The sequence below is a fragment of the Pseudomonas sp. FEN genome (assembly GCF_904067045.1).
In the GTDB taxonomy this organism is placed as follows: Bacteria; Pseudomonadota; Gammaproteobacteria; order Pseudomonadales; family Pseudomonadaceae; genus Aquipseudomonas.
Window position 1 is genome coordinate 75,433 of sequence record NZ_CAJFDC010000003.1, and the last position, 24,644, is coordinate 100,076.

The following is a 24,644-nucleotide window of genomic DNA, read 5'->3' on the forward strand; positions in this document are numbered from 1 at the left end:
GAAGATGAGCGGAGCGCCGGAGTACAAGCTCTGCTTGTCTCCAACACTCGCTGAACGTTTAGAACTTACTTAGATTGCCGGAGGGCTGTCCGGCCTTGCAGGGCTGGCTCAGGCCAGTGCAGGCACACTCACCCTACGCCACACTAGGCGTCCGAGGGTGATGGACCAGTTGGCCAGAGCAATGACGAGGATTAGGGATAACAGCGCCGGAATACCAGAATGTACGATCACCCTGCCGGCGAGCAATGGAAAGCCGAATACCCCTACGAAGTAGGCAAGGCTAAACAGTACCAAGGACTGGGCAGTCTGGCCCGCCGGCGCCTCATTTGCCGCCAACCCGTTGATGACCGAATAGGTCAGGCCATAGCCGACACCGAGGACGATAGCCGCCAGCAAGTAGGTCACGAAACTGTCGACCGCGAACATAAACATCAGCACTGACAACACCATCAATGCCGTCAGGATACAGGACGTCACGTAGGGGTCGCGTTTGACGATAAAGCCTGCGATCAGCAACCGACAGGAAATCGCAGCGGACATAAACCCGATGAAGAATAGCGAATAGTCCAGATGCTTGAGCGTGGCATAGGACGTCTGGAAACTGGAAAGTCCACCGAAGATGGCACCGCCCAGCCCTACCATAAGGATCGCGAAGGCGGCCTTGGAACCGAGCACCGAACGAGCCGCAGCAGGGGTAATTTTGCATACGGTAACGGGTCCGAGCTTGGCCTGCTGATGCTGGATACGCGGACCCATCAGCAAGAATAGCGAGCCTCCCAGGAGGCTTGCGACCGCGGCCACGACGAAAGCCGCCTCGACGGGATAGCCGAGCGCCTCGGACGCCCGGCCGACCAGGGGCCCGGTGCCGATCCCTGACATCATACTGCCCGACAGCAGCGCGAAATACTTAACTCGCCGCGCTGGCTCGATGATCATCGCCACGATGATTGGCCCCAGTGTGTAGAACACTCCCCAACCGAACCCGAGCAACAGGCCGAACAGCAGCATCAAGTTGCCGAATGCTGGTACTGCGGCAAACCCGAGGCAGGCGGCAGCCAGAAACACCGCGCCGGCGGCGATCGCCCTCGGCGCGCCAATCAGATCGGTCAAGTGGCCGGAAAAGATCACAGCCAGGAAGGTGCTGACCATCGCGACGGAAATGACAGAGCCCGCATCGGACTCGCTGCCCCCGTGAGCCCTGAGCATCATGGCCAACAGGAAGGTCGTTCCATATGACAATGAAAGTAGGTAGCTGCTGAGGCAAAAGGTGCCGAACAGCCTATTGGCAGGCACTTGGCTTGCATCGGATACCGAGGACATCGTGTTCTCCTTATAATTGTATGTGCGACTATCAACTCGCTGCAGTTCTGAATGCATTTATCACTCGGTCGACATCCTCGCTACGCGTCATCCAATTGCTGATTGACAGACGCAAGGCAAATTCGCCGCGGTAGGTAGTTGGCGTGATGAACATTTCGCCACTTTCGTTTAGCCGCCGAATGAGTTGCCGATTTAGTTCCTGGCGAGTCCCGTAGGAGCTGTCCTGCGGCTCGTGCCGAAATACCAGAACGTTCAACCGAATGTCGCATAGCAGCGTGTAGGACGAACTGTCGACTATCCATTGGGCGATCGCCTTGACGTAGTCGCAATGGCTCTCGATCAGGCTCCGATATCCGGACTTTCCATAAGCTTTAAGCGTCATCCAGAGGGGAAGCGCCCGATAGCGTCTGGATTGCTCTACCCCTCTGTTCATGAACGCGGGCAACTGTCCCTCCATCGGCACGTAAGGCGCGTCGGCGGAGAATGCCCGCTCATGCAAGGCAACGTGACGGGTGAAGGCAATTCCGCAGTCATAGGGAACGTTCAGCCATTTGTGGGCATCGGCGGTGATCGAATCGGCCAATTCCAGCCCCTCGACCAGATGCCCGTAGCGATCCGAGCACCTGGCGAAGGCACCGAAGGCAGCATCAACATGCAGCCAGGCGTTGTACCTGCGGCACAGCTGGGAAAGGCTTACCAGGTCATCAAAATCGCCGCTGTTCACGGTTCCGGCACTGGCGATAACGATCCGGCCGGGCGCCTCGCAAGCCGCCAGTTCGCGCTCCAGGGCCGACAGGTCAAACACTTCTCGATCGGTCAGGCAGGCGACGGCCTTGAAGTTACGCTGACCAATACCCAGCAAACCGAGGTCCTTGATGATGCTGGAATGCGGTGCTGCACAGAACACCGCGATCGCCGGTGCTGAGCAAAGCCCCTGCTGCGATACGCTCATACCCGCCTGCTCACCGCACCACTCCCGGGCCGCAGCCAGCCCGACTAAGTTGGCCGCTGTAGCACCGGTAGTCAGAATGCCATGAAATTCAGCACTCGGCAGGCGCAAAAGGTCGGCAACGTAGTTCAGCGTCTGGGCCTCAACGTAGGCTGCTACCGAATGTCGTTCCGTAGCAACATTCTGGTCCAACACCGAAACCAACCAATCACCAGCAAGCGCCGCAGGCGTGGTTCCACCGGTGACAAATCCGAAATAGCGTGGTCCGGTACTACGAGTGTGCTGGTCGCCATACGATTCCCAATAGTCGCGCAACGCTGCCAGCGCACCAATACCTTCTTCAGGCATGGTCTCGCACAGCGTGCGCGTTTTCTGCTGGACATCTACAACGGTGCCGTGACGGCTTTGACTGAGAAACTCGAGTGCGATATCGCTTACTTCCGCCATGAGTTCTGGCAGAGCGGCCTCATCAGCAAAAAACTGTTCATTACCCCATCCTTTGGCAAAAGGCGACCGTTTTGCACGGCCCCCACTATTTCCTTATAGCGACATGTTCCTGGATTGGATCCATTAGCTACATATACCAAAAAAAATTAGTGACCAACAGCCTCCAAAATAAAATTCTTTATATCTTCATGATGACCTTTGATCTCGACCCACGCGCGTCACGGCACCGCTTCGATGCTGAACTTTAAATAAACACATTAATATGTTGTTTTATAAAGATTTTTTTAAAATCATGAGCGCTCGTACTCCGTACTCCAGACCACGCGAAGCACTTTAAAAGCTATTTTGTAAAAAATTGACAAGCCTTCAAAAAACTGAAACACGAGCGCTTACCATAAAGCTGCTACGCAAGAAGCTTGTCAGCAATACTGAGTCACTGGCTTCAGCAACGGAAAATGGCCTCCTGGTTCACGACCAGCGTCGCCCAGCTCTAGCTGCAAAGAGTCTAAACGGCTCACCTTTTACCGCTTCAGCGCAGAATCCGACACGCTGATTGAATACCGGCTCCTTGCGATGCTCGCTGCTTGGCGTGGGGATAGACAGATACGCCGATTACGGGTGCAAGGCGCACGCTCAATCTGGACTTGCCCCTACCAGACCGGACACCCATTTAGGCGAGAATGCTCGCTAGATAGAGGTGTCTGATGACCACGCAACGTCGTTCCTTTTCCGCTGAATTCAAACGCGAGGCCGCAGGCCTCGTGCTCGATCAAGGCTATAGCCATATTGAAGCCAGCCGCTCCCTCGGGATGGTCGAGTCTGCGTTGCGTCGCTGGGTGAACCAGCTTCAGCAGGAACGCAATGGGGTTACTCCACAGAGCAAGGCGTTGACGCCTGAGCAGCAGAAAATCCTGGAGCTGGAAGCTCGGATCGCTCGCCTTGAACGGGAGAAATCCATTTTAAAAAGGGCCACAGCGCTTTTAATGTCGGAAGAACACGAGCGCACGCGCTGATTGATCAGCTAAGCGCTCATGAGTCGGTAGAGTTGCTGTGCGAGACTTTTGGTGTGCCTCGCTCGTGTTACTACAGCCATCGCCTCAGGCGCCGAACTCCGGATGTGGAGCTGGTCAGATTACGCAGTCGTGTCAACGAACTGTTCACGCAAAGTCGAAGTGCTGCCGTAGCATTGCCTCAATGTTGCAGGAAGACGGCGAGCAAATCGGTCGATTCAAGGTGCGCGGTCTGATGCGGGAGCTGGCCTTAGTCAGCAAACAACCGGGCTCGTATGCCTACAGAAAAGCGACAGTCGAGCGGCCCGATATTCCGAATATTTTGAATCGAGAGTTCGATGTGCTCGCGCCCAACCTGGTCTGGTGCTGCGATATCACGTACATTTGCGCGCAAGGGAAATGGCATTACCTGGCAGTCGTCATGGACCTCTTCGCACGCCGAGTTGTGGGGTGGGCATTATCAGGTGAACCGGACGCAGATCTGGTGATCAAAGCCCTGGACATGGCTTATGAGCAACGCGGCAAGCCTCAAGGGCTGCTGTTCTATTCGGATCAGGGGGCGCCCAATATGGCAGCCGCCAGCTTCGCCAGCGACTCTGGCGGTACCACATGCGCCAGAGCATGAGTCGCCGGGGTAACTGCTATGACAACTCGCCGATGGAGCGTGTCTTTCGAAGCTTGAAAACCGAGTGGATACCGACCGTGGGCTACATGACGGCTCAAGAAGCACACCGAGACATCAGTCATTATCTGATGCATCGGTAGAACTGGATCCGGCCACACCAATTCAGCGATGGGCTGGCACCAGCTCAGGCCGAGAAAAAACTTAACGTCGTGTCCGGGATCAGTTGACCACTACACATAGATAAAACTCCATTGTAAGAAACCGACAAACGGAAAAACGGAAAAGGCCCTGTAAAACAGGGCCTTAATTTTACAACTTAACAAATATGTCTTAGGTATAACCTAGAACTTGTAGCCGATACCGACCATGTAGACCCACGGATCAACCTTCACATCGACCTTGGTCTGGCCTACGCCCAAGGCGGTTGGGCCGTCGATGGTGGCTTTGGTGTCGATGTCGATGTACCAGACCGAAGCGTTGACCAGCATGCGGTCGGTGAGCATGTAGTCGAAGCCCAGTTGACCGGCCAGACCCACCGAGTTTTGCAGCTTCATATTGCTGAAGCCTTCGCTCCTGCGCTTGGCGGTCAGGTCTTCACCGAAGAACATGGTGTAGTTGATACCGACACCGGCGTAAGGCTGGAACTTCGAGCTGGCATCCATCGGGTAGTACTGCAGCGACAGGGTCGGTGGTAGTTGCTTGACATCCGCCAGCTTGCCGTCCAACGACGCGCCGAGGCCCTTGACGGCTACTTCATGATGGAAAGGCGAGGCAGCCAGCAGTTCCAGACCGATATGGTCGGTGAACATGTAGGCGAAGGTCAGACCCAGCTGGGTATCGCTGTCCACCGTGGCCTTGGTGCCGGAGACTTTTGCGCCGTCGAGTTTCAGGTCGCCGCTGCTGTCGTTCGGGGCAACGGTGGCGGTACCGGCGCGGACGATGAAATCACCGGCCTGGTGGGCCTGTGCAAGAGGGGCGGCAAGGGCGAGCGCTACGAGAGAGGCGCTGAACAGGGACTTGTGCATTGGGGGGGCTCCAAAGGACGGTTCAAATTCACTGGGTCCAATGGTAAAGAGCGGGCAGGGTCGGCTTTTGACTCAGCTCAATGAACAGCAGGGCCGATCATTGATCCAGCTCAATGAAACGGCAATAGTCGGGGTGGGGCAGGAACTTTTGCACTGCCCCTGTCGACCTCTTCGCGGGCAAGCTCCGCTCCCACAGAGGCTCGGTCGGACACAAGGCTCAGGCTCGACTCAAAACCTGTGGGAGCGGAGCTTGCCCGCGAAGAGGCCCACCCAGTCACCGCAGAGCGACAGGGTTCACTCGGGCAGTTCGTACACATAGATCTTCTGTGCCGCCATGCTGTACCCCGCATCCGCCAGGTCGCTGGTGCTCGGCTTGACCTGCATGTCGCCCTCGATCCAGTACGGCTGGTACAGCTCATCGAGCTTGACTCCCAGCTCACTGGTCACATGCACGATCTGGTTCGATGGCGGTGGCGGCACATGAATGCAGGCGCCGAAATACGGCACCAGCAGAAACTCCGTGGTCCGACCTTCCTCGTTCACTTCCAGCGGCACGATATACCCCGGCAGGCGTACATGCTGGCCGTCCAGTGCCTTGACCACCGGCGCATCGGGCAGCGACTGCTTGGCCGCCGGCGCCGCTTCGGGGTTCATGCTGCCGAGTTTCGACAGATCATGCAGCGGCGTCATCTGCGGCACTTCCGGCGGCGCATCGGCTGGAATCATGTCCTGCCAGGCCAGCTCCCTCGGTTTGTCAGCTGCCCACAACGGCGTGGCGGTCACCACGGACAACGCCAGCAGCAGGCCAGCCAGGACTTTGTTCTTCATCGCAACACTCATAAACGGATGGACAGGCCGTCGGCCAGGGACTGTCGATAGGCGCGCCACGCCGGCACGCCGCCCATCAACAGGGCGGCGACGAGGATACCGCCGAGTAGCGTCCATTCATATTCGCTCGGCCACGACAGTGGCAGGTACAACCCGTAGTTCGATTGCACATAACCCTGGGCCAAGGCGATACACAAGTACAACAGGCCGACCCCGGCCACCACCCCGGACAACGCCAGGGCAAAGGCTTCCAGCACCAGCAGGCTGGCGATATGCCAAGGCCGCGCGCCCACCGAACGCAGGATCGCCATTTCCCGGCGGCGTTCGTTGAGGCTGGTGAGGATCGCCGTGAGCATGCCGATCAAACCGGTCAGCACCACGAACAGCGAGACCACGAACAGCGCCTTTTCCGCCGTGCCCATCAGGCTCCAGAGTTCCTGCAAGGCCACGCCCGGCAGGATCGCCAGCATCGGCTCGCCACGAAACTCGTTGATCTCGCGTTGCAGGGCGAAGGTCGAGACCTTGCTGTTCAGGCCAAGCATGAAGGCGGTGATGGCTTGTGGCGTCAGGTCCATGTTGCGCGCCTGATCGGCACTGATACGTCCGGCGCCATGGGCCGGCACGCCGTTCTGCCAGTCGATGTGGATCGCCTCCATGCCGCCGAGGCTGATATGCAGCGTGCGATCCACCGGCGTGCCGGTGCGCTTGAGGATGCCGACCACGGTGAAGGGCTTGTCGTCGTGCTTGACCAGGCTGACGGCGGCCACGCCATGGGCCAGCACCAGTTTGTCGCCGAGCTTGTAATGCAGCGCGTCCGCCACCTCGGCGCCAAGCACCACCTCGAACGGATCCGTGGCGAAGGGCCTACCTTCGGCCAGTTGCAGGCTCTGCTGGTGGCCGTACTGGTAGTGCTCGAAATAGGCCTCGCTGGTGCCGAGTACCCGGTAGCCGCGATGGGAGTCGCCGAGGGACATCGGGATTGCCCACTTCACTTTCGGGTTGCTGGCGAAGTGCTCGAAGCTGTCCCAGCGGATGTTATTGGTGGCGTTGCCGATCCGGAACACCGAGTACAGCAGCAGGTTCACCGAGCCCGAGCGGGCGCCGACGATCAGGTCGGTGCCGCTGATAGTACTGGCGAAGCTGGCGCGGGCTTCGGTGCGCACGCGCTCCACCGCCAGCAACAGGCAGACCGACAGGGCGATGGCGAAGGCCGTGAGCAGGGCGGTGAAGCGGCGGTTGGCCAGGCTGGCCAGGGCCAGACGAAACAGATACATCTCAGACCTCCGCGGGCGTGGCCGCGCGATTCAATTCGGACAGCGACAGGTGACGGTCGAACAGCGGTGCCAGGCTCTGGTCATGGCTGACGAACAGCAGGCTGGAACCGGCTTCCCGGCATTCGGCGAACAGCAGGCGGATAAAGGCTTCGCGGGCATCGTAGTCCAGCGCCGAGGTCGGCTCGTCGGCGATCACCAGCTCCGGCTGGCCGATCAGCGCGCGGGCGGCGGCAACCCGTTGTTGCTGGCCGATGGACAGCGAGTCGGCGCGGCGTTCGAGCAGGGCCGGGTCGCTCAGACCGAGGTGGGCGAGCAGGGTCGCGGCGGCCTGGTCGGCGCTGCCGTGGCGCTGGATCGCACGGCTGGCGCGCAGTTTGGAAAAGTGACAAGGCAGCTCGACGTTCTCGCGCACCGAGAGAAACGGTAGCAGGTTGAACTGCTGGAAAATGTAGCCGGTGTGGTCGACGCGAAAGCGGTCGCGAGCCCCGGCGCCCAGTTCGGTGAGTTCCTGGCCGAGCAAGCGGATGCTACCCCGATTGGGCTTCTGCACCCCGCCCAACAGACCGAGCAAGGTGGTCTTGCCGCTGCCGCTGGGGCCCTTGAGGAACAGCGTTTCGCCCGGTTCCAGGCGGAACGCCGGAATGTCCAGCAACTGCGGATGACCGGGCCAGTTGAAGCTCAGGTCGGACAGTTCGATAAGTGCTTGGGTCATAAAGGCCGATTCACAGGTGGTGGGCTCTTTGTGGGGACGCTGTTCATCTGTGGGAGCGGAGCTTGCCCGCGAAGGGGATCAACTCGGTGTCTCTGAAGCACCGCGTCGTCCCTTTCGCGGGCAAGCTCCGCTCGCACAGATAAGCGCCATTCCAACAAGGATGGCGATGGATCAGAACTTCAGGGTGGCAGCCTCTGGCGTGGCGTCAACCCCTTGTTGGCCACTGCCGGAAATCAACTGCACCTGAATCTTGTGGGTGGCGGGGAATGTCTTGAACACCTGGCCCAGTTCCAGGGTCTTCAGCGCCGCCGGGGTGGCACAGGTGAACTGGTAGTGGGCGTGGATCTCGCTGTGGTCGTGGTGGTGTTCGGCACCGGCGGCCGGCGTGGTTGCGGCGGCTTCAGGGGCGTGATCGTCATCATCGTCATCGGCTTCTTCAGGTGCCGGGTCGCCGAACAGCGGGCTTTCCAGCTTCTGGTTGGCCACCACGCAACCGGCGGCTTTCGGCAGGTTGAACAGCTCCAGCGGCTTCTCCAGCAAGGCGTGCACGCTGGCCACCTTGGCCTTGTCGGCATCGCTGCTGGCCGGGTGTTCGAAGCCCACCAGGTTCATTGCCGGGCTTTGCAGTTCCAGTTCCAGGGTCTGGCCGTCCAGCGCCGCGTTCAGCCGGCCCACACCGTGCTCGTGGGCACCGAGGCTGCCATGTTCGTGTGCTTCATGGGCTTGGGCGGCAACCAGCGGGAGCAAGGCAAAAGGCAGGGCGAGCAGCAGGTGGCGCATGGCGTTTCTCCGGGAACGGCAACGAGGGTGTTTTGTTATGTGATCTTATAACATTTTATCCCGGGTTCGGCCACTGACTTGGCGTGTCGGGTGACGCGTGGGAGCATGGGCGCCTGTATAGCGAGGTGGGCGGCATGGTACGAATTCGAGGCAGCATCGGCCAATGGCCGGTGGATTTGACGGTGGAGCTGGATGAGGGTGACTGGGCGCGGCTGGGGGCGCAGTTGCAGGTGAGCGTGCCTGCCGATGCGGATGTTGCGCTGGTGGCGCCTCCGGTGAGCCAGGACGATGCCTTGTGGCGGACGGCCAGGGACCTGGTGCGTCAGGCCGGGCAGATTGATGGGCCGCAGTTGCTGGGACAGTTGGAAGGGTTGGCCGGGAGCACGGCGGCGGCCAAGCGCTTGTTGGTGCGCTTGCGCCATTGCAGCGAGATCAAGGTGCTGAGCGGGACGGATTCGCCGCTTTACAGCTGGGTCGAGGCCTGAAGGGGGGGATGTGAGAGCGGAGCTTGCCCACGAAGCTTTTGGCGGCCTTCGGGCCGCTCCAGAGCTAAAGCCTGCTCACGCAAGGTCAGTACAACGCAGCGAACAGCCGGCGACGATAGGTGGTCACCAGTGGGTGGTCGTTGCCCAACAGATCGAACACCTGCAGCAAAGTCTTGTGCGGCAGGCCTTCGCTGTAACCGCGATTGCGGATAAACAGCTTGAGCAGACCCTCCAGCGCAGCTTCGTACTGCTGGCGCGACAGCTGTTGTACCGCCAACTGATAGACCGCTTCGTCGTCCTGCGGATTTTGCGCCAGGCGCGCCTTCAGATCAGCCACCTCCGGCAGGTCGGCCGCCTGACGCAAGAAGGTCAGCTGCGCCTTGGCACCGGCCAGCGCGGCCTTGTACTCGTCGCTCTTGACCGCATCCAGTACCACCTGGGCTTCGCCCAGCTCGCCGCGCTCGGCCAGGCAGCGGCCATAGAGAATCAGCGCCTTGGCGTTACTGTTGTCTTCACCGAGCAATACCTTGAGCAGGGCTTCGGCATCGCCGATCCGACCCTCGGCGAACAGCGCCTCGGCCTGTTCCAGGGGATCGGCGGCGACCGGCGGTGGCATCTGTACGTGCGGCTCAAGCATTTTGCGCACCGCCGACTCCGGTTGGGCCCCGGCGAAACCGTCCACCGGCTGGCCGTCCTTGAACAGCACCACGGTAGGCAGGCTGCGAATACCGAAACGAGCGACGATGTCCTGCTCGGCATCGCAGTCGACCTTGGCCAGCAACAGTTCGCCCTGATAGCTCTCGGCGATCTGTTGCAACATCGGCATCAATGCTTTGCAGGGCGCGCACCACTCGGCCCAGAAATCCACCAGTACCGGCTTGTGGAACGAATTCTCGATCACCGACTGGTCGAAGTCAGCGGTGGTGGCGTCGAAGATGTAGGGGCTGGGCTGAGTCATTGCAATCTCGAAGAGCGTGGAATGGGGCAACTATAAAGCCTGGGCCGGATGGCCGGAAGCACGGTCGCGCTGGGCATGGTAAAGACTGACATGGCGAAACTCCTCCGGTTCCGCCAGATCCGGCAGGGTGAAGGCTTCGAGCATTTCCAGGCGTCGGTACAGCGGATGGCGGAAATCCCGAACCCGCGAATCCGCCACCAGCGCTTCCCGACCCCGGCTGAGGAATTGATCGAGCAAGGGCAGGTTCTCCCGGTCATACAGAACATCCGCCACCAGGATCAGGTCGAAACGATCGCTCTCGGCGAAGAAATCCTCGCTGTAACCCAGTTCCACCCCATTGAGCGCCGCATTCGCCCGGCAGGCCGCCAGCGCCAGCGGATCAAGGTCGCAGGCCACCACTTCCAGCGCCCCGGCGCGGGCCGCGGCAATTGCCGCCACGCCCGAGCCGGCGCCGAAGTCCAGTACCCGCTTGCCCGCCACCCACTGTGGCTGTGCCGCCAGGTAGCGGGCCATGGCCAGGCCGCTGGCCCAACAGAAACTCCAATAGGGCGGTTCATGCAGAATTCGCCGGGTTTCCTCCGGGGTAAAGGCGCGGTCCATGTTGTGCGCGTCGATCAGCCATAACCGCAGCGCGGTCCCTGGCAATGAACACGCCACCAGTCGCGCATCGCCCAGCAGCTCGCTCAAGGACTGTTGCAGGTCCGTCGGTGCGCTCATGGGGCGGTAAAGAATTGCAACTGGCCGAGGACCTGAGAGGTCGGCTCGGTGATGGTCCGCGCCGGCAGATGCAGGATCAACTGCCCGGACTGGCTGGCCCGCCCGCGCAATTCCACCCGGCTGCCCAGCGGGAACACCTCCGGGTTGAAGCGCAGGTGGAACGGCAGCGCCTGGCCGGTGCCTCTGATCCTGCTGCTGGCCAGCAACTGCTGCGGTCGACCGCGCTCGTCGATCACCAGCAGCGCCAGTTCCGCTTCCGCGCCCGCTGGCACACCCAGCAAGGTGCGCTCAATTCACGCTGAAACGCGGGCAACGGACCGAGTTCTTCATAGGGAGTGACCGGTTTACTCGTCTGTTGCTGGACCGGGCCTGCGGGACAGGCTTGGGCGGCGGGCTGCCGCAAGCAGCCAACAGGCCGGCGAGACTGAGCAAACAAGCGTCGTACTGACATGAACAGCTCCAACTCAAGGCGAAATACGCTGCATCTATAGGGATAAAAGGTAGTCGGGCGACTGTATACCGTAAAGCCTATGGCTTGTCTTGCGACGGGGATGCGCTACCATGGCCCTCCCATTTTTTGTTGCCTGCCACCATGCACTGTCCCTTCTGCGGTGCCAACGACACCAAAGTCATCGACTCGCGTCTGGTCGCCGAGGGCGAACAGGTGCGCCGCCGGCGCGAATGCCTGGCCTGCGGTGAACGTTTCACCACCTTCGAGACCGCCGAACTGGTCTTGCCACGCCTGATCAAACAGGACGGCAGCCGCCAACCCTTCGACGAAGACAAACTTCGCGCCGGCATGCAGCGCGCGCTGGAAAAGCGCCCGGTCAGCGTCGAGCGCCTGGAAGCCGCGCTGGTGCATATCAAGCACAAGCTGCGGGCCACCGGCGAGCGCGAGGTCAAGTCGCTGGTTGTCGGCGAGCTGGTGATGAGCGAGCTGCAGAAGCTCGACGAAGTCGCCTATATCCGTTTCGCGTCGGTCTATCGCCGCTTCCAGGACCTCAATGAGTTCCGCGAAGAGATCGACCGTCTCGCCCGCGAGCCGGCCAAGGAATGAGCCTTTCGACCGAGCAGGCCGTCCTCGACGCCCACTACATGGCCCGAGCCCTGGAGCTGGCCCGCAAGGGCCGCTACTCGACCCACCCGAACCCTCGGGTCGGCTGTGTGATCGTGCGGGCCGGCGTGGTGGTCGGCGAAGGTTGGCACGTGCGCGCCGGCGAACCCCATGCCGAGGTGCATGCCTTGCGCGAGGCCGCTGAAAACGCCCGCGGCGCCACGGCCTACGTGACCCTTGAACCGTGCAGCCATTTCGGTCGCACGCCACCGTGCGCCGACGCCCTGGTCAAGGCCGGCGTGGCGCGGGTGGTCGTGGCCATGCAGGACCCCAACCCGGAAGTCGCCGGCCGTGGCCTCAAGCGTCTGGCCGATGCCGGTATCGCCGTGCACAGCGGCGTGCTGGAAGGCGAAGCCGGGCGCTCAACCAGGGCTTCCTCAAACGCATGGAGCATGGCGTGCCATTCGTGCGGGTCAAGCTGGCGATGAGCCTGGATGGCCGTACCGCCATGGCCAGCGGCGAAAGCCAGTGGATCACCGGTCCAGAGGCGCGTTCCGCCGTGCAGCGCTTGCGCGCCAGGCCAGCGTGGTGCTGACCGGCGCCGACAGCGTGCTGGCGGACAACGCGCGGATGACCGTGCGCCCCGCCGAGCTGGGCCTCGACCCCGAACTGACGGCCCTGGCCGAACGCCGCCCCCCCCTGCGGGTGCTGATCGACGGTCGGCTGCGGGTGCCACTGGAGGCGGCGTTTTTCACGGTGGGCCGGCGCTGGTGGTGACCTGCACCCCAGGCGCCAGCGAACGCTATCGGCCCTGGGCCATGAACTGCTGGAAGTGCCCGCTGCCGATGGTCACGTTGACCTGCGCCGCGTGCTCACCGAACTGGCCGCCCGTGGCGTCAACGACGTGCTGGTCGAGGCCGGCCCGCGCCTGGCGGGCGCCTTTGCCCGGCAAGGACTGGTGGATGAATACCAATTGTTTGTCGCTGGTCAGTTTCTCGGCTCCACGGCGCGTCCATTGTTGGACTGGCCATTGGCGCGGATGAGCGAGGCGCCGCGGCTGAAAATCATCGAAATGCGCGCAGTCGGCAGTGACTGGCGAGTCACCGCGATACCTGATCCGACACCCGGCGTATAATTTTCGGCTTGCGCCACGCGCGGGCCTGTTCTCGAGGAGGACTTCATGTTTACCGGCATCATCGAATCCATCGGCAGTATCCGTGCCCTCAACCCAAGGGCGGTGACGTTCGCGTCTACGTGGAAACCGGCAAGCTGGACCTGGCCGACGTCAAGCTCGGCGACAGCATCGCGGTGAACGGCGTCTGCCTGACCGCTGTCGAGCTGCCGGGCGATGGCTTCTGGGCCGACGTCAGCCGTGAAACCCTGGACTGCACCGCCTTCAACCAGTTGAAAGCCGGCAGCCGGGTCAACCTGGAAAAAAGCCCTGACCCCGACACGCGCCTGGGTGGACACCTGGTCAGCGGCCATGTCGACGGCGTCGGCGAAGTCGTCGCCCGTGAAGAAAACGCCCGGGCCATCCAGTTTCGCATCCGTGCGCCGAAAGACCTGGCCAAGTACATCGCCCACAAGGGCTCGATCACCGTCGACGGCACCAGCCTGACGGTCACGCGGTGAACGGCGCGAGTTCGAACTGACCATCGTCCCGCACACCCTGGCCGAAACCATCATGGCCGACTACCGTCCCGGTCGTCAGGTCAACCTCGAAGTCGACCTGCTGGCCCGTTACCTGGAGCGTCTGCTGCTGGGCGACAAGGCCGCGGAACCATCAAGCGGCGGCATCACCGAAAGTTTCCTGGCCGCCAACGGCTACCTCAAATCCTGAAACTCAATTTTTGAAAGAAGGGGGGTGCCGCGTGGCGCTCAACACGATTGAAGAACTGGTCGAAGACATTCGCCAAGGCAAGATGGTCATCCTCATGGATGACGAAGACCGTGAGAACGAAGGCGACCTGATCATGGCCGCCGAATGCTGCAAGGCCGAACACATCAACTTCATGGCCAAGCACGCCCGTGGCCTGATCTGCATGCCCATGAGCCGCGAGCGTTGCGAACTGCTCAAGCTGCCGCTGATGGCGCCGCGCAACGGTTCCGGCTTCGGCACCAAGTTCACCGTGTCCATCGAGGCCAGCGAAGGGGTGACCACCGGTATCTCCGCCGCCGACCGCGCGCGTACCGTGCAAGCGGCGGCCGCCAAGGACGCCAAGGCCGAAGACATCGTCAGTCCCGGTCACATCTTCCCGCTGATGGCCCAGCCCGCGGTACCCTGGCCCGTGCCGGCCACACCGAAGCGGCCTGCGACCTGGCGCGCATGGCCGGTTTCGAGGCCGAGCGGGGTGATCTGCGAAGTGATGAACGACGACGGCACCATGTCCCGTCGCGCCGAACTGGAAACCTTCGCCGCCGAGCACAGCATCAAGATCGGACCATCGCCGACCTGATCCACTACCGGATGATCCACGAACGTACCGTTCAGCGGATTGCCGAGCAGCCACTGGACAGCGAACTGGGGCAATTCACCCTGGTGACCTATCGTGATTCGGTGGAAGGCGATGTGCACATGGCCCTGACCCTGGGCAGCTTCCTGCGCCGAAGAGCCGACCCTGGTGCGGGTGCACAACATGGACCCGCTGCGCGACCTGTTGATGGTCAAGCAACCCGGGCGCTGGAGCCTGCGCGCCGCCATGGCCACGGTGGCCGAGGCCGGCAGCGGCGTGGTGCTGTTGCTGGGGCACCCGCTGGACGGCGACGTGCTGCTGGCGCATATCCGCGAGACCGCCGAGCAGGTGCCGGCGAAAAAAACCGACCACCTACAGCATTGTCGGGGCCGGTTCGCAGATCCTGCGTGACCTGGGCGTGCGCAAAATGCGCCTGATGAGTGCGCCGATGAAGTTCAATGCGATATCCGGTTTCGACCTGGAAGTAGTAGAATACGTGCCCTCCGAATAAAGACTGGCTGCTCGCGGCCCTTGATTCGCGGTTCAAATATCCCTGAGGGGCGCGTACTAGGCGCGCCCCGGCTCTTTAAGAGAATTGTCGAATGACCCTGAAGACCATCGAAGGTACCTTCATCGCCCCCAAAGGCGCTACGCCCTGGTGGTCGGCCGCTTCAACAGCTTCGTCGTCGAAAGCCTGGTGAGCGGTGCCGTTGACGCCCTGGTTCGCCACGGTGTCAGCGAAAGCGACATCACCATCATCCGTGCGCCTGGCGCCTTCGAGATCCCGCTGGTGGCACAGAAAGTCGCGCAGAAAGGCGACTTCTCGGCGATCATCGCCCTCGGCGCGGTCATTCGTGGCGGTACCCGCACTTCGAATACGTGGCCGGCGAATGCACCAAGGGCCTGGCCCAGGTCTCCATGGAGTTCGGCGTGCCGGTGGCCTTTGGCGTGCTGACCGTCGACTCCATCGAGCAAGCCATCGAGCGTTCCGGCACCAAGGCCGGCAACAAAGGCGCCGAAGCCGCCCTTTCCGCCCTGGAAATGGTCAGCCTGCTGGCGCAATTGGAGGCTGTGTGATTAGCGACGAAAGCGATCGTTTCAACCCGCGCGATCCGAAGCCCGAAGGCGCCGGCAAGCCCTCCAAGAGCGTCAAGCGTCGCGAAGCCCGTCAACTGGCGACCCAGGCGCTGTACCAGTGGCACATGGCCAAGCAGTCGCTGAACGAAATCGAGGCGCAGTTCCGGGTCGACAACGATTTCAGCGATGTCGACGGCGCCGTACTTCCGTGAAATCCTCCACGGCGTCCCGCAGTTCAAGAGCGAGATCGACACGGTCCTCAAGCCGTGCCTGGACATCGAGATCGAAGAGTTGGACCCGGTTGAGCTGGCGGTGTTGCGCCTGTCACCTGGGAACTGCTCAAGCGCGTTGACGTGCCCTACCGCGTGGTGATCAACGAAGCATCGAACTGGCCAAGGTCTACGGTTCCACCGATGGTCACAAGTTCGTCAACGGCGTGCTCGACAAGCTGGCGCCGCGCCTGCGTGAAGCTGAAGTGAAGGCGTTCAAGCGCTGATCCGCGCTTGACTTTGCATGGGCGAGTTCGAGCTGATCCGCAATTTCTTCGCCGCCGCGCCCTGTGCGCAGGCCGGCGAGGGCGTTGCCCTGGGCATCGGCGACGACTGCGCTCTGCTCAGCGTCCCCGCCGGGGAGCAATTGGCGATTTCCACCGACACCCTGGTGGCCGGTGTGCACTTTGCCGACCCCTGCGACCCTTTCCTGCTCGGCCAGCGCGCGCTGGCCGTGGCCGCCAGCGACCTGGCCGCCATGGGCGCCACACCCCTGGCCTTTACCCTGGCCCTGACCTTGCCGCACAACGACGCCAGTTGGCTGCAAGCCTTCGCCCACGGCCTGAACCTGATGGCGCAACACTGTGCCTTGGCCTGGTGGGCGGCGACACCCCGTGGACCGCTGTGCTGACGCTGACGGTGTTCGGTCGGGTGCCGACGGCAGGCCTTGACCCGCGGCGGCGCGCAGTCGGCGACCTGCTGTGTGTCGGCGGGAGTTGGGCAATGCGGCGGCGCCTTGCCGCTGGTGCTGGGGCAGCTCGGCGGAGCCGGCGATTGCCGAGCGCTGCTGAGCACTACTGGTCGCCCAACCGCAATTGGCACTGGGTCAGTTCTTGCGCAACAAGCGGACCCGCACGGCGACAGGGCATGGCTCGTGGCCACCTAACCGAGCGGATGCCGCGCATATGCGCCAATCGGCCGAGCCCGGCGTTCGTGCGGGTCGCCTTGTTGCGCAAGAACTGACCCAGTGCCAATTGGGCTTGGGCGACCAGTAGTGCTCCAGCAGCGGCTCGGCAATCGCCGGCTCCGCCGTACGCTGCCCCAGCACAGCGGCAAGGCGCCGCGCATTGGCCCAACTCGCGCCGACACACAGCAGGCGCCGACTGCGGCCGGGGTCAAGGCCTGCCCGTCGGCACCCGACCAACACCGTCAGCGTCGGCACAGCGTCACGGTGGTGTCGCCGCCACAGGCGCAAGTCAAGTGTTGCGCCATCAGGTTCAGGCCGTGGGCGAAGGCTTGCAGCCAACTGGCGTCGTTGTGCGGCAAGGTCAGGGCCAGGGTAAAGGCCAGGGGTGTGGCGCCCATGGCGGCCAGGTCGCTGGCGGCCACGGCCAGCGCGCGCTGGCCGAGCAGGAAAGGGTCGCAGGGGTCGGCAAAGTGCACACCGGCCACCAGGGTGTCGGTGGAAATCGCCAATTGCTCCCCGGCGGGGACGCTGAGCAGAGCGCAGTCGTCGCCGATGCCAGGGCAACGCCCTCGCCGGCCTGCGCACAGGGCGCGGCGGCGAAGAAATTGCGGATCAGCTCGAACTCGCCCATGCAAAGGTAAGCGCGGATCAGCGCTGAACGCCTTCACTTCAGCTTCACGCAGGCGCGGCGCCAGCTTGTCGAGCACGCCGTTGACGAACTTGTGACCATCGTGGAACCGTAGACTTGGCCAGTTCGATGCCTTCGTTGATCACCACGCGGTAGGGCACGTCAACGCGCTTGAGCAGTTCCCAGGTGGACAGGCGCAACACCGCCAGTCAACGGGTCCAACTCTTCGATCTCGATGTCCAGGCACGGCTTGAGGACCGTGTCGATCTCGCTCTTGAACTGCGGGACGCCGTGGAGGATTTCACGGAAGTACGCGCCGTCGACATCGCTGAAATCGTTGTCGACCCGGAACTGCGCCTCGATTTCGTTCAGCGACTGCTTGGCCATGTGCCACTGGTACAGCGCCTGGGTCGCCAGTTGACGGGCTTCGCGACGCTTGACGCTCTTGAGGGCTTGCCGGCGCCTTCGGGCTTCGGATCGCGCGGGTTGAAACGATCGCTTTCGTCGCTAATCACACAGCCTCCAATTGCGCCAGCAGGCTGACCATTTCCAGGGCGGAAAGGGCGGCTTCGGCGCCTTTGTTGCCGGCCTTGGTGCCGGAACGCTCGATGGCTTGGCTCGATGGAGTCGACGGTCAGCACGCCAAAGGCCACCGGCACGCCGAACTCCATGGAGACCTGGGCCAGGCCCTTGGTGCATTCGCCGGCCACGTATTCGAAGTGCGGGGTACCGCACGAATGACCGCGCCGAGGGCGATGATCGCCGAGAAGTCGCCTTTCTGCGCGACTTTCTGTGCACCAGCGGGATCTCGAAGGCGCCAGGCGCACGGATGATGGTGATGTCGCTTTCGCTGACACCGTGGCGAACCAGGGCGTCAACGGCACCGCTCACCAGGCTTTCGACGACGAAGCTGTTGAAGCGGCCGACCACCAGGGCGTAGCGGCCTTTGGGGGCGATGAAGGTACCTTCGATGGTCTTCAGGGTCATTCGACAATTCTCTTAAAGAGCCGGGGCGCGCCTAGTACGCGCCCCTCAGGGATATTTGAACCGCGAATCAAGGGCCGCGAGCAGCCAGTCTTTATTCGGAGGGCACGTATTCTACTACTTCCAGGTCGAAACCGGATATCGCATTGAACTTCATCGGCGCACTCATCAGGCGCATTTTGCGCACGCCCAGGTCACGCAGGATCTGCGAACCGGCCCCGACAATGCTGTAGGTGGTCGGTTTTTTCGCCGGCACCTGCTCGGCGGTCTCGCGGATATGCGCCAGCAGCACGTCGCCGTCCAGCGGGTGCCCCAGCAACAGCACCACGCCGCTGCCGGCCTCGGCCACCGTGGCCATGGCGGCGCGCAGGCTCCAGCGCCCGGGTTGCTTGACCATCAACAGGTCGCGCAGCGGGTCCATGTTGTGCACCCGCACCAGGGTCGGCTCTTCGGCGCAGAAGCTGCCCAGGGTCAGGGCCATGTGCACATCGCCTTCCACCGAATCACGATAGGTCACCAGGGTGAATTGCCCCAGTTCGCTGTCCAGTGGTGCTCGGCAATCCGCTGAACGGTACGTTCGTGGATCATCCGGTAGTGGATCAGGTCGGCGATGGTGCCGATCTTGATGCTGTGCTCGGCGGCGAAGGTTTCCAGTTCGGCGCGACGGGACATGGTGCCGTCGTCGTTTCATCACTTCGCAGATCACCCCGCTCGGCTCGAAACCGGCCATGCGCGCCAGGTCGCAGGCCGCTTCGGTGTGGCCGGCACGGGCCAGGGTACCGCCGGGCTGGGCCATCAGCGGGAAGATGTGACCGGGACTGACGATGTCTTCGGCCTTGGCGTCCTTGGCGGCCGCCGCTTGCACGGTACGCGCGCGGTCGGCGGCGGAGATACCGGTGGTCACCCCTTCGCTGGCCTCGATGGACACGGTGAACTTGGTGCCGAAGCCGGAACCGTTGCGCGGCGCCATCAGCGGCAGCTTGAGCAGTTCGCAACGCTCGCGGCTCATGGGCATGCAGATCAGGCCACGGGCGTGCTTGGCCATGAATTGATGTGTTCGGCCTTGCAGCATTCGGCGGCCATGATCAGGTCGCCTTCGTTCTCACGGTCTTCGTCATCCATGAGGATGACCATCTTGCCTTGGCGAATGTCTTCGACCAGTTCTTCAATCGTGTTGAGCGCCACGCGGCACCCCCCTTCTTTCAAAAATTGAGTTTCAGGATTTGAGGTAGCCGTTGGCGGCCAGGAAACTTTCGGTGATGCCGCCGCTTGATGGTTCCGCGGCCTTGTCGCCCAGCAGCAGACGCTCCAGGTAACGGGCCAGCAGGGTCGACTTCGAGGTTGACCTGACGACCGGGACGGTAGTCGGCCATGATGGTTTCGGCCAGGGTGTGCGGGACGATGGTCAGTTCGAACTCGGCGCCGTTCACCGCGTTGACCGTCAGGCTGGTGCCGTCGACGGTGATCGAGCCCTTGTGGGCGATGTACTTGGCCAGGTCTTTCGGCGCACGGATGCGAAACTGGATGGCCGGGCGTTTTCTTCACGGGCGACGACTTTCGCCGACGCCGTCGACATGGCCGCTGACCAGGTGTCCACCCAGGCGCGTGGTCGGGGTCAGGGCTTTTTCCAGGTTGACCCGGCTGCCGGCTTTCAACTGGTTGAAGGCGGTGCAGTCCAGGGTTTCACGGCTGACGTCGGCCCAGAAGCCATCGCCCGGCAGCTCGACAGCGGTCAGGCAGACGCCGTTCACCGCGATGCTGTCGCCGAGCTTGACGTCGGCCAGGTCCAGCTTGCCGGTTTCCACGTAGACGCGAACGTCACCGCCCTTGGGGTTGAGGGCACGGATACTGCCGATGGATTCGATGATGCCGGTAAACATGAAGTCCTCCTCGAGAACAGGCCCGCGCGTGGCGCAAGCCGAAAATTATACGCCGGGTGTCGGATCAGGTATCGCGGTGACTCGCCAGTCACTGCCGACTGCGCGCATTTCGATGATTTTCAGCCGCGGCGCCTCGCTCATCCGCGCCAATGGCCAGTCCAACAATGGACGCGCCGTGGAGCCGAGAAACTGACCAGCGACAAACAATTGGTATTCATCCACCAGTCCTTGCCGGGCAAAGGCGCCCGCCAGGCGCGGGCCGGCCTCGACCAGCACGTCGTTGACGCCACGGGCGGCCAGTTCGGTGAGCACGCGGCGCAGGTCAACGTGACCATCGGCAGCGGGCACTTCCAGCAGTTCATGGCCCAGGGCCCGATAGCGTTCGCTGGCGCCTGGGGTGCAGGTCACCACCAGCGCCGGCCCCACCGTGAAAAACGCCGCCTCCAGTGGCACCCGCAGCCGACCGTCGATCAGCACCCGCAGGGGGGGGGCGTTCGGCCAGGGCCGTCAGTTCGGGGTCGAGGCCCAGCTCGGCGGGCGCACGGTCATCCGCGCGTTGTCCGCCAGCACGCTGTCGGCGCCGGTCAGCACCACGCTGGCCTGGGCGCGCAAGCGCTGCACGGCGGAACGCGCCTCTGGACCGGTGATCCACTGGCTTTCGCCGCTGGCCATGGCGGTACGGCCATCCAGGCTCATCGCCAGCTTGACCCGCACGAATGGCACGCCATGCTCCATGCGTTTGAGGAAGCCCTGGTTGAGCGCCCGGGCTTCGCCTTCCAGCACGCCGCTGTGCACGGCGATACCGGCATCGGCCAGACGCTTGAGGCCACGGCCGGCGACTTCCGGGTTGGGGTCCTGCATGGCCACGACCACCCGCGCCACGCCGGCCTTGACCAGGGCGTCGGCGCACGGTGGCGTGCGACCGAAATGGCTGCACGGTTCAAGGGTCACGTAGGCCGTGGCGCCGCGGGCGTTTTCAGGCCTCGCGCAAGGCATGCACCTCGGCATGGGGTTCGCCGGCGCGCACGTGCCAACCTTCGCCGACCACCACGCCGGCCCGCACGATCACACAGCCGACCCGAGGGTTCGGGTGGGTCGAGTAGCGGCCCTTGCGGGCCAGCTCCAGGGCTCGGGCCATGTAGTGGGCGTCGAGGACGGCCTGCTCGGTCGAAAGGCTCATTCCTTGGCCGGCTCGCGGGCGAGACGGTCGATCTCTTCGCGGAACTCATTGAGGTCCTGGAAGCGGCGATAGACCGACGCGAAACGGATATAGGCGACTTCGTCGAGCTTCTGCAGCTCGCTCATCACCAGCTCGCCGACAACCAGCGACTTGACCTCGCGCTCGCCGGTGGCCCGCAGCTTGTGCTTGATATGCACCAGCGCGGCTTCCAGGCGCTCGACGCTGACCGGGCGCTTTTCCAGCGCGCGCTGCATGCCGGCGCGAAGTTTGTCTTCGTCGAAGGGTTGGCGGCTGCCGTCCTGTTTGATCAGGCGTGGCAAGACCAGTTCGGCGGTCTCGAAGGTGGTGAAACGTTCACCGCAGGCCAGGCATTCGCGCCGGCGGCGCACCTGTTCGCCCTCGGCGACCAGACGCGAGTCGATGACTTTGGTGTCGTTGGCACCGCAGAAGGGACAGTGCATGGTGGCAGGCAACAAAAAATGGGAGGGCCATGGTAGCGCATCCCCGTCGCAAGACAAGCCATAGGCTTTACGGTATACAGTCGCCCGACTACCTTTTATCCCTATAGATGCAGCGTATTTCGCCTTGAGTTGGAGCTGTTCATGTCAGTACGACCGCTTGTTTTGCTCAGTCTCGCCGGCCTGTTGGCTGCTTGCGGCAGCCCGCCGCCCAAGCCTGTCCCGCAGGCCCCGGTCCAGCAACAGACGAGTAAACCGGTCACTCCCTATGAAGAACTCGGTCCGTTGCCCGCGTTTCAGCGTGAATTGAGCGGCACCTTGCTGGGTGTGCCAGCGGGCGCGGAAGCGGAACTGGCGCTGCTGGTGATCGACGAGCGCGGTCGACCGCAGCAGTTGCTGGCCAGCAGCAGGATCAGAGGCACCGGCCAGGCGCTGCCGTTCCACCTGCGCTTCAACCCGGAGGTGTTCCCGCTGGGCAGCCGGGTGGAATTGCGCGGGCGGGCCAGCCAGTCCGGGCAGTTGATCCTGCATCTGCCGGCGCGGACCATCACCGAGCCGACCTCTCAGGTCCTCGGCCAGTTGCAATTCTTTACCGCCCCATGAGCGCACCGACGGACCTGCAACAGTCCTTGAGCGAGCTGCTGGGCGATGCGCGACTGGTGGCGTGTTCATTGCCAGGGACCGCGCTGCGGTTATGGCTGATCGACGCGCACAACATGGACCGCGCTTTACCCCGGAGGAAACCCGGCGAATTCTGCATGAACCGCCCTATTGGAGTTTCTGTTGGGCCAGCGGCCTGGCCATGGCCCGCTACCTGGCGGCACAGCCACAGTGGGTGGCGGGCAAGCGGGTACTGGACTTCGGCGCCGGCTCGGGCGTGGCGGCAATTGCCGCGGCCCGCGCCGGGGCGCTGGAAGTGGTGGCCTGCGACCTTGATCCGCTGGCGCTGGCGGCCTGCCGGGCGAATGCGGCGCTCAATGGGGTGGAACTGGGTTACAGCGAGGATTTCTTCGCCGAGAGCGATCGTTTCGACCTGATCCTGGTGGCGGATGTTCTGTATGACCGGGAGAACCTGCCCTTGCTCGATCAATTCCTCAGCCGGGGTCGGGAAGCGCTGGTGGCGGATTCGCGGGTTCGGGATTTCCGCCATCCGCTGTACCGACGCCTGGAAATGCTCGAAGCCTTCACCCTGCCGGATCTGGCGGAACCGGAGGAGTTTCGCCATGTCAGTCTTTACCATGCCCAGCGCGACCGTGCTTCCGGCCATCCGGCCCAGGCTTTATAGTTGCCCCATTCCACGCTCTTCGAGATTGCAATGACTCAGCCCAGCCCCTACATCTTCGACGCCACCACCGCTGACTTCGACCAGTCGGTGATCGAGAATTCGTTCCACAAGCCGGTACTGGTGGATTTCTGGCCGAGTGGTGCGCGCCCTGCAAAGCATTGATGCCGATGTTGCAACAGATCGCCGAGAGCTATCAGGGCGAACTGTTGCTGGCCAAGGTCGACTGCGATGCCGAGCAGGACATCGTCGCTCGTTTCGGTATTCGCAGCCTGCCTACCGTGGTGCTGTTCAAGGACGGCCAGCCGGTGGACGGTTTCGCCGGGGCCCAACCGGAGTCGGCGGTGCGCAAAATGCTTGAGCCGCACGTACAGATGCCACCGCCGGTCGCCGCCGATCCCTGGAACAGGCCGAGGCGCTGTTCGCCGAGGGTCGGATCGGCGATGCCGAAGCCCTGCTCAAGGTATTGCTCGGTGAAGACAACAGTAACGCCAAGGCGCTGATTCTCTATGGCCGCTGCCTGGCCGAGCGCGGCGAGCTGGGCGAAGCCCAGGTGGTACTGGATGCGGTCAAGAGCGACGAGTACAAGGCCGCGCTGGCCGGTGCCAAGGCGCAGCTGACCTTCTTGCGTCAGGCGGCCGACCTGCCGGAGGTGGCTGATCTGAAGGCGCGCCTGGCGCAAAATCCGCAGGACGACGAAGCGGTCTATCAGTTGGCGGTACAACAGCTGTCGCGCCAGCAGTACGAAGCTGCGCTGGAGGGTCTGCTCAAGCTGTTTATCCGCAATCGCGGTTACAGCGAAGGCCTGCCGCACAAGACTTTGCTGCAGGTGTTCGATCTGTTGGGCAACGACCACCCACTGGTGACCACCTATCGTCGCCGGCTGTTCGCTGCGTTGTACTGACCTTGCGTGAGCAGGCTTTAGCTCTGGAGCGGCCCGAAGGCCGCCAAAAGCTTCGTGGGCAAGCTCCGCTCTCACATCCCCCCCTTCAGGCCTCGACCCAGCTGTAAAGCGGCGAATCCGTCCCGCTCAGCACCTTGATCTCGCTGCAATGGCGCAAGCGCACCAACAAGCGCTTGGCCGCCGCCGTGCTCCCGGCCAACCCTTCCAACTGTCCCAGCAACTGCGGCCCATCAATCTGCCCGGCCTGACGCACCAGGTCCCTGGCCGTCCGCCACAAGGCATCGTCCTGGCTCACCGGAGGCGCCACCAGCGCAACATCCGCATCGGCAGGCACGCTCACCTGCAACTGCGCCCCCAGCCGCGCCCACCCTCATCCAGCTCCACCGTCAAATCCACCGGCCATTGGCCGATGCTGCCTCGAATTCGTACCATGCCGCC

At 62.8% G+C, this 24,644-nt stretch carries 16 protein-coding genes and 16 pseudogenes; 14 read left to right on the top strand and 18 right to left on the bottom strand.

Annotated features, from left to right (window positions below; genetic code table 11):
- Positions 1 to 108 precede the first annotated feature (108 nt).
- On the bottom strand, positions 109 to 1,320 hold the full coding sequence (locus PFEN_RS05385; RefSeq protein WP_191485958.1) for an MFS transporter: 1,212 nt from the start codon (positions 1,318 to 1,320) through the stop codon (positions 109 to 111).
- Between the two features lie 31 nt (positions 1,321 to 1,351).
- Positions 1,352 to 2,716: a pyridoxal phosphate-dependent decarboxylase family protein gene (locus tag PFEN_RS05390; RefSeq protein WP_191485959.1), complete on the bottom strand. Its 1,365-nt coding sequence runs from the start codon at positions 2,714 to 2,716 to the stop codon at positions 1,352 to 1,354.
- A gap of 704 nt (positions 2,717 to 3,420) precedes the next feature.
- Here PFEN_RS05390 and PFEN_RS05395 point away from each other — a divergent pair.
- Positions 3,421 to 4,578, top strand: a pseudogene (locus PFEN_RS05395) (IS3 family transposase).
- A 114-nt stretch (positions 4,579 to 4,692) separates the two neighbouring features.
- On the opposite strand, the gene PFEN_RS05400 reads toward PFEN_RS05395, so the two are convergent.
- The 5 genes from PFEN_RS05400 to PFEN_RS05420 form a co-directional block, all read right to left on the bottom strand.
- The gene (locus PFEN_RS05400) at positions 4,693 to 5,376 is read right to left on the bottom strand and encodes an OmpW/AlkL family protein (RefSeq protein WP_191485960.1); all 684 of its coding nucleotides are present in this window, start codon (positions 5,374 to 5,376) and stop codon (positions 4,693 to 4,695) included.
- Positions 5,377 to 5,670: 294 nt separating this feature from the next.
- Complete coding sequence (locus PFEN_RS05405; RefSeq protein ID WP_191485961.1) at positions 5,671 to 6,204, bottom strand: DUF3299 domain-containing protein; 534 nt, start codon at positions 6,202 to 6,204, stop codon at positions 5,671 to 5,673.
- A gap of 8 nt (positions 6,205 to 6,212) precedes the next feature.
- Positions 6,213 to 7,478, bottom strand: coding sequence for an ABC transporter permease (locus PFEN_RS05410; RefSeq protein WP_191485962.1), 1,266 nt, complete (start codon positions 7,476 to 7,478; stop codon positions 6,213 to 6,215).
- A 1-nt stretch (position 7,479) separates the two neighbouring features.
- Entirely contained in the window at positions 7,480 to 8,190 is a 711-nt protein-coding gene (locus PFEN_RS05415) for an ABC transporter ATP-binding protein (RefSeq protein WP_191485963.1), read from the bottom strand.
- A 171-nt stretch (positions 8,191 to 8,361) separates the two neighbouring features.
- Complete coding sequence (locus PFEN_RS05420; RefSeq protein WP_191485964.1) at positions 8,362 to 8,970, bottom strand: DUF2796 domain-containing protein; 609 nt, start codon at positions 8,968 to 8,970, stop codon at positions 8,362 to 8,364.
- A 134-nt stretch (positions 8,971 to 9,104) separates the two neighbouring features.
- Between PFEN_RS05420 and PFEN_RS05425 the strand changes: the two genes are divergently transcribed.
- Positions 9,105 to 9,455, top strand: a complete 351-nt coding sequence (locus PFEN_RS05425) for a hypothetical protein (RefSeq protein ID WP_191485965.1) — start codon at positions 9,105 to 9,107, stop codon at positions 9,453 to 9,455.
- 85 nt (positions 9,456 to 9,540) lie between these two features.
- On the opposite strand, the gene trxA (PFEN_RS05430) is transcribed toward PFEN_RS05425, so the two are convergent.
- The 3 genes and pseudogenes from trxA (PFEN_RS05430) to PFEN_RS05440 form a co-directional block, all read right to left on the bottom strand.
- Positions 9,541 to 10,413 carry a thioredoxin gene (gene trxA / locus PFEN_RS05430; RefSeq protein WP_191485966.1) on the bottom strand — a complete coding sequence of 291 codons (873 nt, stop codon included), beginning with the start codon at positions 10,411 to 10,413 and terminating at the stop codon, positions 9,541 to 9,543.
- Positions 10,414 to 10,443: 30 nt separating this feature from the next.
- Positions 10,444 to 11,130, bottom strand: coding sequence for a class I SAM-dependent methyltransferase (locus tag PFEN_RS05435; protein WP_191485967.1), 687 nt, complete (start codon positions 11,128 to 11,130; stop codon positions 10,444 to 10,446).
- Positions 11,127 to 11,581: pseudogene (locus PFEN_RS05440) on the bottom strand (hypothetical protein). The gene PFEN_RS05435 and the pseudogene PFEN_RS05440 overlap by 4 nt, the downstream one beginning before the upstream one ends.
- A gap of 141 nt (positions 11,582 to 11,722) precedes the next feature.
- Here PFEN_RS05440 and nrdR (PFEN_RS05445) point away from each other — a divergent pair.
- The 9 genes and pseudogenes from nrdR (PFEN_RS05445) to PFEN_RS05475 form a co-directional block, all read left to right on the top strand.
- Positions 11,723 to 12,187: a transcriptional regulator NrdR gene (nrdR, locus tag PFEN_RS05445; protein WP_191485968.1), complete on the top strand. Its 465-nt coding sequence runs from the start codon at positions 11,723 to 11,725 to the stop codon at positions 12,185 to 12,187.
- Positions 12,184 to 13,319 (top strand): annotated as a pseudogene (ribD, locus tag PFEN_RS05450) (bifunctional diaminohydroxyphosphoribosylaminopyrimidine deaminase/5-amino-6-(5-phosphoribosylamino)uracil reductase RibD). The gene nrdR (PFEN_RS05445) and the pseudogene ribD (PFEN_RS05450) overlap by 4 nt, the downstream one beginning before the upstream one ends.
- Positions 13,320 to 13,364: 45 nt before the next feature.
- A pseudogene (locus PFEN_RS05455) lies at positions 13,365 to 14,024 on the top strand (riboflavin synthase).
- A 31-nt stretch (positions 14,025 to 14,055) separates the two neighbouring features.
- Positions 14,056 to 14,640 (top strand): 3,4-dihydroxy-2-butanone-4-phosphate synthase, encoded by a 585-nt coding sequence (locus PFEN_RS30445; RefSeq protein ID WP_224770895.1) that lies wholly within the window; start codon positions 14,056 to 14,058, stop codon positions 14,638 to 14,640.
- 180 nt (positions 14,641 to 14,820) lie between these two features.
- On the top strand, positions 14,821 to 15,048 hold the full coding sequence (locus tag PFEN_RS30450) for a hypothetical protein (RefSeq protein WP_263596591.1): 228 nt from the start codon (positions 14,821 to 14,823) through the stop codon (positions 15,046 to 15,048).
- Positions 15,049 to 15,055: 7 nt separating this feature from the next.
- On the top strand, positions 15,056 to 15,148 hold the full coding sequence (locus tag PFEN_RS30970; protein ID WP_263596592.1) for a hypothetical protein: 93 nt from the start codon (positions 15,056 to 15,058) through the stop codon (positions 15,146 to 15,148).
- A 91-nt stretch (positions 15,149 to 15,239) separates the two neighbouring features.
- Positions 15,240 to 15,714: pseudogene (ribE, locus tag PFEN_RS05465) on the top strand (6,7-dimethyl-8-ribityllumazine synthase).
- Positions 15,711 to 16,210, top strand: a pseudogene (gene nusB, locus PFEN_RS05470) (transcription antitermination factor NusB). The pseudogenes ribE (PFEN_RS05465) and nusB (PFEN_RS05470) overlap by 4 nt, the downstream one beginning before the upstream one ends.
- A 17-nt stretch (positions 16,211 to 16,227) precedes the next feature.
- Positions 16,228 to 16,834, top strand: a pseudogene (locus tag PFEN_RS05475) (AIR synthase related protein); the annotation flags it as partial.
- Positions 16,835 to 16,921: 87 nt separating this feature from the next.
- Here the strand turns inward: PFEN_RS05475 and PFEN_RS30455 are convergent.
- From PFEN_RS30455 to nrdR (PFEN_RS05510), 7 genes and pseudogenes are all read right to left on the bottom strand, one after another.
- A pseudogene (locus PFEN_RS30455) lies at positions 16,922 to 17,521 on the bottom strand (AIR synthase related protein); the annotation flags it as partial.
- Positions 17,522 to 17,549: 28 nt separating this feature from the next.
- Positions 17,550 to 18,033 (bottom strand): annotated as a pseudogene (gene nusB / locus PFEN_RS05485) (transcription antitermination factor NusB); the annotation flags it as partial.
- Positions 18,030 to 18,505, bottom strand: a pseudogene (ribE, locus tag PFEN_RS05490) (6,7-dimethyl-8-ribityllumazine synthase). The pseudogenes nusB (PFEN_RS05485) and ribE (PFEN_RS05490), both read right to left, overlap by 4 nt.
- Before the next feature lie 91 nt (positions 18,506 to 18,596).
- Positions 18,597 to 19,687 (bottom strand): annotated as a pseudogene (ribBA, locus tag PFEN_RS05495) (bifunctional 3,4-dihydroxy-2-butanone-4-phosphate synthase/GTP cyclohydrolase II).
- A 31-nt stretch (positions 19,688 to 19,718) separates the two neighbouring features.
- A pseudogene (locus PFEN_RS05500) lies at positions 19,719 to 20,382 on the bottom strand (riboflavin synthase).
- A gap of 45 nt (positions 20,383 to 20,427) precedes the next feature.
- Positions 20,428 to 21,562, bottom strand: a pseudogene (gene ribD, locus PFEN_RS05505) (bifunctional diaminohydroxyphosphoribosylaminopyrimidine deaminase/5-amino-6-(5-phosphoribosylamino)uracil reductase RibD).
- Positions 21,559 to 22,023 (bottom strand): transcriptional regulator NrdR, encoded by a 465-nt coding sequence (gene nrdR, locus PFEN_RS05510; protein ID WP_191485968.1) that lies wholly within the window; start codon positions 22,021 to 22,023, stop codon positions 21,559 to 21,561. The pseudogene ribD (PFEN_RS05505) and the gene nrdR (PFEN_RS05510) overlap by 4 nt, the downstream one beginning before the upstream one ends.
- Before the next feature lie 141 nt (positions 22,024 to 22,164).
- Between nrdR (PFEN_RS05510) and PFEN_RS05515 the strand changes: the two genes are divergently transcribed.
- From PFEN_RS05515 to trxA (PFEN_RS05525), 3 genes and pseudogenes are all read left to right on the top strand, one after another.
- Positions 22,165 to 22,623 (top strand): hypothetical protein, encoded by a 459-nt coding sequence (locus PFEN_RS05515; protein ID WP_191485969.1) that lies wholly within the window; start codon positions 22,165 to 22,167, stop codon positions 22,621 to 22,623.
- Positions 22,620 to 23,305, top strand: a pseudogene (locus PFEN_RS05520) (class I SAM-dependent methyltransferase). Before PFEN_RS05515 ends, PFEN_RS05520 begins: the two are co-directional and overlap by 4 nt.
- A 30-nt stretch (positions 23,306 to 23,335) precedes the next feature.
- Positions 23,336 to 24,206: pseudogene (gene trxA, locus PFEN_RS05525) on the top strand (thioredoxin).
- A gap of 85 nt (positions 24,207 to 24,291) precedes the next feature.
- Here the strand turns inward: trxA (PFEN_RS05525) and PFEN_RS05530 are convergent.
- Positions 24,292 to 24,638, bottom strand: a pseudogene (locus PFEN_RS05530) (hypothetical protein).
- Between the last annotated feature and the right edge of the window lie 6 nt (positions 24,639 to 24,644).